Origin of the sequence: Streptomyces thermospinosisporus, from assembly GCF_039526425.1 — a bacterium.
In the GTDB taxonomy this organism is placed as follows: Bacteria; Actinomycetota; Actinomycetes; order Streptomycetales; family Streptomycetaceae; genus Streptomyces; species Streptomyces thermocarboxydovorans.
The window spans coordinates 47,424-60,234 of the sequence record NZ_BAAAIZ010000009.1; the positions used below are offsets into that span (position 1 = coordinate 47,424).

Sequence of the window (12,811 nt, forward strand, 5' to 3'; positions counted from 1 at the left end):
CCGTGGTGCACGTCGACGTCGACATACGCGACCCGCTCGGCCCCCAGCTCCAGCAGCCGTGCGATCGCCAGCGCCGCGGCGACCTGGCCGGCGACGAGTTCCCTCTCGCCCTCGATCGACGCGGCGAGGGCCAGTACGGCGTGATGGTGGGCCTCGGTGTTGCGCTGGCCGGCCCGCCGGGCGCTGCGCAGCCCCTCCTCGGCATGGGTCCGGGCCAACTGGTGCCGTCCGGACCGGAGTTCGGCGTACGCCAGATATTCGAGCGCCCGCGGTTCGAGCGCCGCGGCCCCGAGCGTGCGCACCGCCGCCAGCGCACGCGCCCCGGCCCGCCGGGCCTCGGTGACGTCCCCGAGCATCAACGCGGCGGCGGCCGACCGCAGCAGCCGCTCAGGCTCGTCGGCGGGCCGCCCCAGCTCGACGACACGTCCCAGCGAAGCCCCGGCGAGATCGAACCGGCCCAGCAGCACCGCCCGCATGCCGTCGAGGTGATCGCGGAGGTGATCGCGGAGGTGGGCGGCGGAGTCGGAGCGGCACGGGCCGGGAGAGGCGGGCGTGTCGGCGTCGGTGCCGGTCGCTGAGTGGGTGCCGGGATGGTAGCCGCCGGGCGCGTCCGGCCCACCGGCCGACGGGGCGCTGTCAGGTCTTGGGGTCGCGGCGGCAGGTGCAAGGCGGAGAACGTCGAGCGTCGCACCGGGACGGTAGCCGCCGGACGCCTCCAGCTCACCGGCCGACGGGGAGGCGTCCGAGCGGGGGAACCCGGCAGCCGACGTGCCCGGGCCCCCACCGGGCCTCGCTAACCGGCTTACGGGCACCGGGACTTGGTGCTCGCGGACGGGCGGGGGTGCCGAGCCCTCGGGGGTGAGGGCGAGGAGGCAGGCCGGCAGGTCGCCGGCGGCCCAGGCGGCGTTGGCCGCGCCGAGGCCGGCCGTGCCGGCCTCCTGGGGGTGGCCGGCGGCGGACAGCAGCCGCTCGGCGAGGAGGAAGGATTCCCGGGCGTCGTCCACCGGACCGTCGGCCAGCAGTACGGCACCCCGCAGCAGTTCGGCGCGACCGCGCACGGCGACGGGAACGGTATGGCCGCGGGCGGCGTCGAGCAGCCGCAGCGCCTCGGCCGGGTTCCCGGCGAGCAGCGCCGGCTCGGCGGCCGCGGTGTACCGGTGAGCGCGCTCGGCGTCGTCGGGTGTCAGCTCGGCCGCCCGCGCATGGGCCCTGGCGCGAAGGGCGGGAGATGCACCCGAGGCGTCGGCACCGGCGGCACCGGCCAGCTCGTCCGCGAGCCAGGGCGCGGGCTGCGCGACGGACCACGAGCGGTGCAGCAGGGCCGGGATGCCGTGCGGGTCGGCCGACAGCCCGGCCAGCGCCCGGTGCGCGGCCCGCCGCCGCTCGGGCGGCGCGGCGGCGTACACCGCCCTCCCGACCAGCGCACTGCGGAACCGGATGCGCCCGTCCGCCTCCGCGAGCACGTCCGGCAGCTCGACGGCCCCGGATTCCTCACGGGCCGAAGGACCGTCGGCCGTCGCCGGCGCCGACGCGAGCCGACCCGCCGCCCGCTGCACGAGATCCGCCTCCGCGTCCGGACCGCCCGTGGCACGCAGAACTGCCGCCACCGTCAGCGACACGTCAGCCTGCGCGCGGGTCAGGCCGGTCAGGTGACCGCCCACCAGCGTGGTGAGGATCTCCGCGTCGGCCAGGGGACGCGGCAGCGGGGCGTGGCCGGCAAGCTGGGCCGGGGTCAGGCGGAGGGTCATGGCCCGCAGCAGTGCGGGGTTGCCCTCGGCTTCCCGCAGCAACTCGTCGCGTACCGCGGGCCCGACCGCCCCGTCGGTCAGCTCGTCGAGCAGGCGGGACGCCTCCCCCGCATCGAGCGGGCCGAGGCGCAGCACGGGCAGGCCGGAGAACTCCGGGCCGACGGGCCGGTGCCCGGGCACGGTCAGCAGCAGCCCCACGCCGCCGGGCTCCGCCTGCACGCGCCGGGCGGCGTCGCCCAGCGCGGTCCGCGAGGCGGGGTCCCAGAGGTGCACGTCGTCCGCGCAGATCAGCAGGGGCGCCCCGGAGGCCGATGTGTGCAGCGCGTCCAGCAGCCCCTCCCCCGCCGATCCGTCGTCGCGGACGGAGGCGGGGTCGCCGCCGATCGCACGGAGCAGGGTGCGCAGGCCGCTGAAAGGCTCGCGGGAGCGGGCCGGGTCGGCCCTGACCAGGCCTGCCGGCCCGGCGGTGACGGAGCGGGCGGCCGACAGGAGGAAGGCGGTACGGCCGCAGCCCGGCTCGCCGGTCACCACCCGGACGCCGCCGTGGGTACGCAGTCCGTCCAGCACCTCGGTGAGAGCCTGCCGCCGTGATCCCGTGCGGGGGGTGAGCGAAGCGGTTCCCGGTGTCGTCTGTCCGGTCGTCAGTCCGGTCATTCCCGCGACGCTACTGACGCGTAACGGCGGGCGGAAGGCGCGCGCCCTCCCCGTCGGACAACCTTCAACCACCGCCTCACCAGGGGCTTTTGGCACCGGACCGGCTGCGCAGATGTGTGCCGTCGCCCAAGGCGGCCCGCCCGCGACGGTGCACGCGCACAAGCACCGGGGGCGGCCCGCGCCGTGCGCGGACCGCCCCCGGCTGTCCGGGTCAGGAGGTGTGCGGGCAGTTGCCGCGGGACTCCTCGATGGTCAGGCTCGGCCGGGGCAGCGGGCACAGGAACTGCTCGTAGCGGGTGTCGTTGTCGATGAACCGCTTCAGCCAGGAGATGCTGTACTTCGCGATCGTCGTGTTGGACGTGTTGGGCGTGAAGTGCGTGGCGTTGTTCAGCTCGATGTACGCCCGGTCAAGCGCGGACGGAAGCCCGTTGTAGAAGGGCTCGGAGTGGCTGGAGACGGGGGCGATGGTGTCGCCGTCGGCGCCGAAGATCAGGGTGGGTGTCCTCAGCTCGGGCCAGGTCTTGTCGAGGTTCCACGGCGTCAGCGGGACGGCCGCCTGGAGGGAGGGCCGGTCCTTGGCGGCCTCGAGGCTGCCGCCGCCGCCCATGGAGTGGCCCATCACGCCGAGCCGGCTGCCGTCGATCCGGTTGCGGACCGCGCTGCTCTGGGTGAGGTGGTCCAGTGCGGCGAGCAGCTGGTCGCCCCGGGAGCCGGGCTGGTCCAGGGTGGTGTTGGTGTCGATGGTGAAGACGACGAAGCCCTGGGAGGCCAGGCGCGGGCCCAGCCAGGCGATGGACGACTGGTAGGCGGTGTAGCCGGGTGAGATGGCGACCGCGCCGAAGGTGCCGTCGGCGGTGCTGGTCGGGTAGTAGATGGTGCCCCCGCCGAAGCCCCTGACGGACAGCGAGGAGACGGAGATCTGCGACACGGCGTACGGGCCGCGCGCCGCCTCGATGCTGGACTCGGTCGGGGCCGGGCCGCGCTCGTAGGGGTTGTCGGCGGCCTGGGCGCCGGGCCCGGTGAGGGTGGTGAGGCCGACGACGGCGGCCGTGGCGGTGGCGAGTCCGGCGAACCGCCGGGAGATCCTGCGTCGAAGGCCGCTGGTGCTGTGGGGGAATTGCTGCACGACGAGTGGTCCTCTCTGTCACAGCGGACCGCCCGCCGGCCGGGCACAGGGAGGGGATGCGTGCGCGGCACGCGGGACGCGTGCGTGCACCGGCCGGGGGCGCCGCCGATGGGCTGGCGAGGCCACTGTCGGAGAGGAAGGGGGCGCAGGGGATCGGCAATATCACCGGTCTCGTGCACCAGCCGCGTCGACCCGGCTGTGCGATGCCCGTCGGCCGTAGCGCGTGCCCGGCTGCAAGCCGGCCCGGAGCAGGGAGTCAGGCCTGGTGGAGGGGGTCGCAGGACGGTGTGAAGAGACCCGCATGCGGCAGGAGAGCGGGGGTATACGAGGTTGCGCGCTCACCGTCGGAGTCGGCGCCGACGGTGACCGTCAGTGCGACGTGCGATCAGGCCGCGTCGTACACGTGCGCATGGCCGCCGACCCACTTCACCCAGGCAGGGTCGTCGAGCAGCCGCTCCCCCTCCGGAAGCCCGGCGCGCCGCAGGAACTCCACGACGTCGCGGTCGGAGTTCGCGAGCCCGACGATCTCCCCGCGGATCGTCACGCGCCGTCCGCCCGTGCCGAGCGGCGGGTGCACCACGATCGGGGCCTTCGTCCTCACGTATCCAGCATCGGGCCCGGGCCCCGGATATGCCACCCCTCGGACCACGTCACCCGCTTGGCTGTCCCGGCAGGCCGCCGCCCGGGGGGCCGTGCTCAGATGGAAGCGGCCTCCATGCCTACCCGGAGGGAGCTGGAAATGCACGAGATGTGGTGCGGTGCAGACACTTCGGGAGAGCCGGTGTGGCATGTTCTGACCACGGACAAGACGACCACGCTGTGCGGAGTGGAGCGGGACGACGAGGACTCCCGCCGGCGGCATGCGACGGACCGGCACTGCTTCCCCTGCATGGAGTCGTTCCAGGCGGTCATGGAGGCCTCCCGGTAAGCCCCGAGGCGTCACCGGACCGTTCGGCCAGTCGCGACGCCACCGGGCCGGGCCATTTCCCGGCCCGGCCCCGGTGGCGGTACTCCCGTTCCGGCTCAGTGGCAGCACTCCTCGTCGTCCCGCCCGCTCGCCGCGTGGTGAGACTGACCGCTGTGAGAGTGGCCGGCGTGCGCGTGGCCGGTGCGAGAGTGACCGGTCTCCAGCCGGCAGAAGCAGGACCGGTCGACCGGAACGTCCGCCAGGGCGACGGCCCGGGTGAGCTGCTGGGCCACGATCTCGGCCTCCGCCGTTCTGCCCCTCCTCATCAGGCACTCGTGGAAGCCGTGCAGGGCCCAGACGTTCCCCGGATGCTGCAGGGGGCGGGGCAGCGTGGAGTCGAGACCGAGGTCGGCGCGGTAGACCGCCTCGGCCTGCTCCACCCGGCCCTGCTCAAGGAGCAGCGCCCCGTAGGCGTGCCGGGTGGGCTGCATCCAGCCCCAGGGCTCGTCGTAGGGGAGGTTGTCGTCGAGTTCGATGGCCCGCTCCAGCGAGGCGAAGGCCGCGTCGAACTCGCCTTTGCGGTATTCGAGTTCGCCGTCCAGCATGGCGCCGGCGATGGCGAGGATGTCCCGGCAGGTGTTGTTGAACAGGGTCCGTGACTCCGGCACCCGGTCGACGGCCGCGCGGAACGCCTGACGTTCGGCCTCGGCCCGCTGGACGTCTCCCTTGGCGCCCAGGGCGATGCCGCGGGCGTAGTGGAGCATCGCGGTGGTGGTGCAGTACAGCTCGGGGTCGTCGGGGAACGGCAGGGCCAGGATGTCGTCCCAGCGTCCGAAGCGGATCAGCACATGGACGCGCATGGCGAGGAAGCCCTCGAGCCAGTCCGCCATGGGCGGGCTCTGCACCCGCAGCAGCTTCTCGGGGATGGCCGCCTCCAGCTGCCCGGCGGCGTCGAGGGCGACCTGCGAGGCGCCGAGGAACATGGCGCCGTAGATCCTGAAGTGGATGTTGTGCGCCCGGTAGAGGGTGTAGAAGTTCATGGCGCCGGCGCGCTCGAGGTACTTCTCGTCGGCGGCGACGGCGCGGTCGTTGTCCCAGATCACGCGCCGGTAGTCGCCGCACAGCACCTCCAGGTGGGACGGCATGTGGTGCAGGTGCCCGGCGTCGGGGACGGCGCCGCGCAGCCGGTCGGCGACGGTGAGGGCCGCCTCCGGCGTGGGCGACATCTCCATCAGGTGGATGTACATGTGCAGGACGCCGGGGTGGTGGGCGCCCGCCCCGGCGGCCAGGGCGTGGTCCAGGATCCTCTTGGCCTCGAGCGTGCGGGCGCCCTCGGCGGGGCGGCCGGTCGGCAGGTCCCACAGCTGCCAGGGGGTGAGGTTCATCGCCGCGTCGGCGGCCAGCGTGGCCACATCCGGGTCGTCGGGTGCGCTCTCGTACACGGCGCGCATGCGGTCCGCGTACGGCTCGTTCCACACCGAGCAGTCGGCGGGGGCCTCGGCCTGGGGGTAGCGGACGCGCAGGGCGTCGATGAGTGCCTGCTCGACGGGGGTGGCGCGGCCGGCCTTCTCGTGCGCCCGCTCGACCGCGGCGTGGGTGCGCTCCACGGTGGTGACGAGCTCCTCGCTGTCGAAGGCCTCCCAGGGCTTGTTGTAGTTGGGGCCGAGGGCGTAGGCGATGCCCCAGTGCGCCATGGCGCAGTCGGGGTCGGCGGCGGCCGCCTTCTCGAAGCAGGCGACGGCCTCCTCGTGGTTGAACGCGTAGGTCCACAGCAGGCCGCGGTCGAACCACTTCTGGGCCTCCGCGGAGTCGGTGGTCACGGGCCGGCTGCAGGTGCCGAGGTCGTAGTAGTCGTCCGAGGTGTGCATGACGCTCTCCCTGGAAGCGGCTCGATCGGCCCTGTCCGGCCGGCACGGCACACCGGCCGGAACGATCCCGACAATAGCCGCGTACGACCGTCCGCGCAGGAGACCGGGCGGCGCCTATTCGGCGGTGAGGAGCTGCGGCGAGAGCACCTTGATCATGGTGTTGGTCCAGCGCATCTGGCGCAGGGTCTGCGGGTGGCAGGAGGAGGCCAGGGCCAGCAGCCGCTCGTCGCGGACGGCCTGCGCCGCCTGGGCGAGCATCTCCCAGTACAGGGAGTTGCCGGCGGCGGCCAGGTGCAGGTGCCGCAGGTCGTTCAGCAGGAGCAGGCCCGATTCGGAGCGCCGGCCGAGGGCCGCCGCGGCCCGCTCGCGCAGCGCGGTGAACGCGGCGGACGCGGCGGACGCGGCGTCGTCGCGGGGTCCCGGCAGGTCGAGGCCGCGTTCGCGGCCCGCGTCGGCGAGCCGCTCGGTGTGCTCCCGGGACCAGCGGGCGACGTCGAGGGCGACATGGTGGAACTCGTGCTCGGGGCGGTGGCGTTCCGCGGCGGTCAGCAGGTCGCGCTCCAGGTCCCGCTCGCCGTCGTGCAGCTCGTTCAGGGTGGTGGTGATGCCGCTCATGTCCCGCTCCCGGCGTCGTGCGTGGGTGCCGCCGTCTCAGGGGTGCCGCGGCGGGCGGCGAGGGTGATCCGGGCGGCGGCGGTCTTGAACAGGGGCTGCTTGGACAGCGGGTCCCAGTCGGTGATCGTGGTCTCGTTGGCGGCGCGGCCGGGGCTGCCGTCGGGGGGCCGGTGGCCGGCCGGGGTGTCCCAGTAGCCGTAGTGGAAGGGGACGAAGACCACGCCGTCGCGGATCGCGGTGGTGCGCAGCCGGGCCCGGACCGCTCCGCGCGGGGTGGTGACGTCGACCAGATCACCGTCGGCCAGGCCCTGCCGGGCGGCCTCGGCGGGTGAGATCTCCGCCCAGACGTCGGGGGCGGCGGCGTTCAGTTCGGGAGCGCGGCCGGTCTTGGTGCGGGTGTGGAAGTGGTAGACGGTGCGGCCGGTGATCAGCTGGAGGGGGAAGCCGGCCGAGCGGTCCTCGTGCGGGGGCAGGTATTCGGCCGCCTTGATGACGGCCTTGCCGTCCGGGTTGAGCGAGCGGTACTCGACGGGGGTCACGGTGGCGCCGGTGACCATGTCCTTGCCGTAGCTCTCGCACCGGTCGGGGTGGGCGTGGTCGAAGCCGTCGGTGTAGAGGCGGGGGGTGCCGTCGGGGGCGTCGGCGGTGCACGGCCACTGGATGCCGCTGGCGCCGCGCAGCTTGTCGTAGCCGAGGCCGGTGTAGTCGCAGGGGCGTCCGGCGCTGCACCGCTGCCAGGCGGCGAAGGCCGACTCGGGGTCGTGCCAGCCGATCAGCGCACCGCCGTCCTTGTCCGTGAAGCCCATGCGGGCGGCGTAGTCGAGGAAGATGTCGAGGTCGGGCCGGGCCTCGCCGGGCGGTTCGACGGCCTTCTCGGACAGGTGCACGGTGCGGTCGGCGTTGGTGAAGGTGCCGGTCTTCTCCCCCCAGGTGGCGGCGGGCAGTACGACGTCGGCGAGCTGGGCGGTCTCGGTGAGGAACAGGTCCTGCACCACCACGAAGAGCCGCTCCTGGGCGAGGATCGAGCGGATCCGGGCGAGTTCGGGCAGGGACACGGCCGGGTTGGTGCCGGTGATCCACAGCATCCGCACCGAGCCCTGCTCGGCGTAGCGGAAGATCTGCAGGGCGTGGGTGGGCGGGCCGTAGTGCGGGATGCGCTCGGGGTCCACGTTCCACAGCTCGGCGAGTTCGGTGATGTGCTGCTCGTTCTGCCAGTTGCGGAAGCCGGGCAGGTCGCCGTCGGCGCCGCATTCGCGGGTGTTCTGGGCGGTGGGCTGGCCGTTCATCTGGAGCAGGCCGCAGCCGGGGCGGCCGAGCATGCCGCGGATCAGGTGCAGGTTGTTGACCTGGACGGCGGCGGCGCTCGCCTGGTGGGACTGGTAGACGCCCTGCAGGACGGTGGACAGCAGCCGCCGGGCGGTGCCGAGGATCTCGGCGGCCCGTTCGATCCCGGCGACGGGCACGTCGCAGATGTCCGCCGCCCACCGGGGCGTGCAGTGCTCGACGCGGGCGGCGAGTTCCTCGAAGCCGACGGTGTGCGCCTCGAGGTAGGCGCGGTCGGTCCGGCCGGTGCGGATGATCTCGTGCAGCAGGGCGTTGAGCAGCGCGACGTTGGTGCCGGGCCGGGGTGCCAGATGCACCTCGGCGCGGCGGGCGACGGGTGTGAACCGCGGGTCGACGCAGATCAGCCGGGGCGGGTCGGAGCCCTCAAGACGGTCCAGCATCCGCATCCACAGCACCGTCTGGGTTTCGGCCATGTTGTGCCCGAACAGGGCGATGGTGTCGGCGTGGTCGATGTCCTCGTAGGAGCCGGGCTGGCCGTCGCTGCCGAAGGTCTCCTTCAGCGCCTCGGCGGCAGTCGCGGTGCACAGCCGGGTGTTGCCGTCCAGGTGGTTGGTGCCGATACCGGCGTGGGCCAGGACGGACAGCGTGTAGTACTCCTCCAGGAAGAGCTGTCCGCTGGTGTAGAAGGCGATGGAGCCCGGCCCCCGTTCGTCCAGCAGCCGCGTGGAGCGGGCCGCGACCCGGTCCATCGCCGTGCCCCAGTCGGTCTCCACCAGGCGGCCGTTCTCGCGGACCAGCGGCCGGGTGAGCCGGTCGGCGGAGTGGTTGGCCTGCCAGCCGTAGAGGTCCTTGGGGCCGAGCCGGCCGCGGTTGACCCGGTCCCCGGCCCGTCCCCGGACGCCGACGATCCGGCCCTCGCGCACCGCGATGTCCATGGCGTCGCCGTTGGAGTGCAGGATCGAGGCGGACTGCACCCACCGCTCCACGTCGTCCTCGGTGACCCCGTCCGCGAGGTGCAGGTCGGTACGCACCGGCCAGGGGGCGCCGGGGGCGTAGGGGGTGCGTGCTCCCCAGGGGTCGGCGATGCGGTCGTCCGGCGAGTCCTTCATGGTGCGCCCTCTCGTGCGCCGATGGCTGCGCACGGCGAGTACCCGGCGCTCGGAGAGCGATTCTTCACTGCCGGTGATGATTTCGCCACGCATGGGTACGGTCGGTGAGCGTCGCATGATTCGTTCTTGGCTTGTTCGCCGACGGGCTGGCAGGCCCCACTCGCGCCTCCCTAGGATGTATTTCCTGTCCAGCCAGTCCAGTTGGCGCGGTACTCCGCAGGGGGAACGATGCACACCGGTAAGCAGCTGTCCACCGAGATCGACGCGACCGTGCCGACGGCAGCCCGCATGTACGACTACTACTTGGGCGGCAAGGACAACTACGCGGCCGACCGCGCGGCGGTCGAGGAGCTCGACAAGGTCGTGCCCAGCACCCGCCGGCTCGCGCTGAACAACCGGCGGTTCCTGAACCGGGTGGTGCGCACCCTCGCGGAGGAGTACGGAATCCGCCAGTTCCTCGACCACGGCTCCGGTCTGCCCACCCAGGAGAACGTGCATCAGGTCGCGCAGCGGATCGACCCGGACAGCCGTGTGGTGTACGTGGACAACGACCCGATGGTGCTGGTCCACGGGCGGGCGCTGCTGGAGCAGGACGAGCGCACCGCGGTGATTCACGCCGACATGCGGGCCACCGACGAGATCTTCGACCACCCCGAGACCAAGCGCCTGATCGACTTCTCGCAGCCGGTGTGCGCGCTGTTCAACTCAGTGTTCCACTGCATCCCGGACAGCGGCACCGACGGCCCGCTCGCGGTGGCGAATCGGGTGCGCGAACGGCTGGCTCCCGGCAGCTTCATGGTGATGTGTCAGCTGGTCAGCGACGACCCCAAGGTGCGTGAGTTCGTCACCGACTTCATGGACAAGGTGACCCAGGGCCACTGGGGCCGGGTGCGGGAGCGCAGGGATGTGGAGGCGCTGTTCGAGGGCCTGGAGATCCTGGAGCCGGGGCTGGTGGAGGTCTCCACCTGGCGCCCGGACACCGAGGTGGCGCCCCGTCAGCTCACTGACGAGTGGATCGAGTTCGGCGGCGTGGGCCGGCTGCCGCAGTAGCGCGACCCACGGCCCCTGACGCACCGACGCCCCTCCCCGATCCGCAAGGGTCCGGGAGGGCGTCGCGTTCTGAGCGCCGTACGAACTGCTGATCCGGGCCGCTGGTTCCAGGATGGAGCGGCGCTCCCCTCGGTCAGGAGTAGCGCTCCTTCATCGTCGTACGCAGCAGGTCCAGGGACTCGCGGGGCGTGAGCGCCTCGTCGGCGAGGCGGTCCAGCGCGATCCGGTACTCCTCGGTCTCGTCGCGGTCCTCGAGGAAGTTGGCGCTCCTGATGTGCTCCAGGTAGACCACGTCGGGCAGGTCGAGACCGCCGAAGCGCAGATAGGTCACCGGGATCGCGGGAGCGGACGCGTTGGTCACGCTCAGCGGCACGATCTGCACGGTGACATTGGGCCTTTCGGCCATCGTCGCCAGGTGTTCGAGCTGCTCGCGCATCACCTCGCGGCTGCCCAGCACGCGCAGCAGGACGGACTCGTCGATGACCGCCCACAGCTGCGGGGCGTCCGGACGCAGCAGCAGTTCGGCCCGGCGCATGCGCAGTTCCACCCGGCGCTGCACCTCGCTCGCCGGGGCGTTCGGCAGTCCGCGCTCCACCACGGCGCGGGTGTACGCGGCGGTCTGCAGCAGGCCCGGCACGTACTGGATCTCGAAGGTACGGATGGTGGCGGCGGCCTCCTGCAGCCCCACCAGCCGCTCGAACCACTCGGGCATCAGCCGCTTGTCGTACCGCTGCCACCAGCCCGGTTCACCGGCGCGCTGGAGCAGCTTGAGCAGGACCGAGGCCTCGTACATGTCCGTGCCGTAGAGCTGGAGCAGCTTGCGGACGTCGGCCTCGGTGGGCGGGCGGCGTCCCTTTCCGGACTCGATGCGGGACAGTTTGGCCGCGCTGAAACCGACGGCGCGGGCCGCCTGGTCCTGGGCCAGGCCGGCGTCCTCGCGGAAGCCTGCCAGCTGCACTCCGACCAGCATCTTCAGCAGGGTCGGAGCCGGCTCGGGCCTGTCCAGATAGGGTTCCAGACGGGAGATGCGATGCGACGAGGCGGCGGACATCCTGACTCCCAGCAGACCGGCACAAGGGCGATTTACACTATCGCACCTCTCACCGCCGCGCCGCATCACCGTCAGAAGCCTCGCAGAAGTGAGGAGTTGCCCTCCGCTCCCGGGGGCCGCCCCGCGCTCCCGGTCCGCGCCGTCGGCCTCCGGCGCTCACACCAGGTGGTCGAACTCGCCCTCCTTGGCGCCGGCCAGGAACGCCGCCATCTCGGCCGCCGTGTAGACCAGCGCCGGTCCGTCCGGGTCGCGGGAGTTGCGCAGCGCGACGGCTCCGCCGCCCAGCGGGGCCACCTCCACACAGTTGCCTTCGGCGTTGCTGTGCCGGCTCTTGATCCAGCAGGCGTCCAGCTGACTCGCCCGCACTCCGTTCCGCACTCCTGGCACCGCAGCCTCCTTGCTGTTCGTTCGCGCCCCGGCCGAAAACAGCCCACGCAATTTCTCGTGCAATTGCACGCGGACGCTTTCTGCGTGGATAATAGCGGCGGCGTCAACCCCCGTGGTTGCGCCCGAACCTGACGTCGCATCGGGAGATGCCGTGCCCTCACCTGCGCATCCCGTGATCCGTCCGCCCGGCGCGGACGCACACCCGATGCCGTCGGCGGCCGGCGCCTCCCGCCCCTCGGCGGGGCCGCGCACCGAGCGCGGACGCAAGGGCCACCCCCAGGCCCGTGCGTCGGCCGGCCGGCCGTACCCGCCCACCTGACACAACTGCCGCGGAAAGGCACCCACGCCATGCGCAGCGCTTCGACGGAACAGCCGAGCAGCGAGCGTCCCGTGCGCCACGCTCCCCCCACCGGAGTCGCACGGGCCACGCCCCTTGCGGCACTGTCCCGAGTGCCGTGGGCCGAGATCCAGGACTCCACCGGATCGGCGGCGGCCATCCCGCTGCTGCTCAACGGCATCGCCTGGGGCGACGCCGACACCGCCCGGGCCGCCCTGGAGGATCTGCGCCGCCGGATCTGCCAGTACGGCTTCGTGGTGGAGCAGGCGACCGCCGCCACCGTCCCCTTCCTCTGGGAGCTGGCGCAGCTCCCGCACGTCACCGTCCGCGCCCAGATCATCCAGCTGCTGAAGGCCATCGCCGACGCCCGGCAGTGGGAGAGCACCGCGGCCGCCTACCCCAAGCTGCTCAATCACCGGGAGAACCCGGTGGCCTGGGAGCGCGCCGCCCGCCAGGCCGTGCGGGCCCGCGCCGGCGACCTGGACCGGCTCCTCGACGAGGAGGACACCGAGGTCGCCCGCGCCACCACGGAGCTGGCGCACGCCCTGGCGCGGTGACATCCGGGCGGACCACCCGGACCTGATCTTTCGGAATCCTTCGGAACCTTTCGAACCTTTCACGAGAGGCGCGCGGAGCGGGGGACGATCCGCGCGCAGGGGGGAGGGTCGTGCGCGG

The 12,811-nt window shown here is 72.9% G+C and carries 10 protein-coding genes and 1 pseudogene; 3 read left to right on the plus strand and 8 right to left on the minus strand.

Going from position 1 to position 12,811, the window contains the following annotated elements; genetic code table 11:
- From ABD207_RS04200 to ABD207_RS04210, 3 genes and pseudogenes are all read right to left on the minus strand, one after another.
- A pseudogene (locus ABD207_RS04200) lies at positions 1–2,402 on the minus strand (helix-turn-helix transcriptional regulator); the annotation flags it as partial.
- A 211-nt stretch (positions 2,403–2,613) separates the two neighbouring features.
- Complete coding sequence (bdeA, locus tag ABD207_RS04205) at positions 2,614–3,528, minus strand: bis(hydroxyethyl) terephthalate hydrolase (RefSeq protein ID WP_344010121.1); 915 nt, start codon at positions 3,526–3,528, stop codon at positions 2,614–2,616.
- Positions 3,529–3,913: 385 nt separating this feature from the next.
- Complete coding sequence (locus tag ABD207_RS04210) at positions 3,914–4,108, minus strand: hypothetical protein (protein WP_344010298.1); 195 nt, start codon at positions 4,106–4,108, stop codon at positions 3,914–3,916.
- A gap of 201 nt (positions 4,109–4,309) precedes the next feature.
- Here ABD207_RS04210 and ABD207_RS04215 point away from each other — a divergent pair, with 201 nt between their 5' ends.
- A complete protein-coding gene (locus ABD207_RS04215; protein ID WP_344010122.1) occupies positions 4,310–4,456 on the plus strand; it encodes a hypothetical protein in 147 nt (48 codons plus the stop codon).
- A 95-nt stretch (positions 4,457–4,551) separates the two neighbouring features.
- On the opposite strand, the gene ABD207_RS04220 is transcribed toward ABD207_RS04215, so the two are convergent.
- The 3 genes from ABD207_RS04220 to ABD207_RS04230 form a co-directional block, all read right to left on the minus strand.
- Positions 4,552–6,303, minus strand: a complete 1,752-nt coding sequence (locus ABD207_RS04220) for a tetratricopeptide repeat protein (protein WP_344010123.1) — start codon at positions 6,301–6,303, stop codon at positions 4,552–4,554.
- 114 nt (positions 6,304–6,417) lie between these two features.
- Positions 6,418–6,918, minus strand: a complete 501-nt coding sequence (locus tag ABD207_RS04225) for a hypothetical protein (RefSeq protein ID WP_344010125.1) — start codon at positions 6,916–6,918, stop codon at positions 6,418–6,420.
- Complete coding sequence (locus ABD207_RS04230; protein WP_344010299.1) at positions 6,915–9,311, minus strand: molybdopterin oxidoreductase family protein; 2,397 nt, start codon at positions 9,309–9,311, stop codon at positions 6,915–6,917. The genes ABD207_RS04225 and ABD207_RS04230 overlap by 4 nt, the downstream gene beginning before the upstream one ends.
- A gap of 228 nt (positions 9,312–9,539) precedes the next feature.
- Between ABD207_RS04230 and ABD207_RS04235 the strand changes: the two genes are divergently transcribed.
- Positions 9,540–10,361, plus strand: a complete 822-nt coding sequence (locus tag ABD207_RS04235; RefSeq protein ID WP_344010126.1) for an SAM-dependent methyltransferase — start codon at positions 9,540–9,542, stop codon at positions 10,359–10,361.
- Positions 10,362–10,494: 133 nt separating this feature from the next.
- On the opposite strand, the gene ABD207_RS04240 is transcribed toward ABD207_RS04235, so the two are convergent.
- Positions 10,495–11,412 carry a helix-turn-helix domain-containing protein gene (locus ABD207_RS04240; protein WP_344010128.1) on the minus strand — a complete coding sequence of 306 codons (918 nt, stop codon included), beginning with the start codon at positions 11,410–11,412 and terminating at the stop codon, positions 10,495–10,497.
- Between the two features lie 156 nt (positions 11,413–11,568).
- Positions 11,569–11,799 carry a DUF397 domain-containing protein gene (locus ABD207_RS04245; RefSeq protein ID WP_344010130.1) on the minus strand — a complete coding sequence of 77 codons (231 nt, stop codon included), beginning with the start codon at positions 11,797–11,799 and terminating at the stop codon, positions 11,569–11,571.
- Positions 11,800–12,147: 348 nt separating this feature from the next.
- Here ABD207_RS04245 and ABD207_RS04250 point away from each other — a divergent pair, with 348 nt between their 5' ends.
- On the plus strand, positions 12,148–12,693 hold the full coding sequence (locus tag ABD207_RS04250; protein ID WP_344010132.1) for a hypothetical protein: 546 nt from the start codon (positions 12,148–12,150) through the stop codon (positions 12,691–12,693).
- The last annotated feature ends 118 nt before the right edge of the window (positions 12,694–12,811 follow it).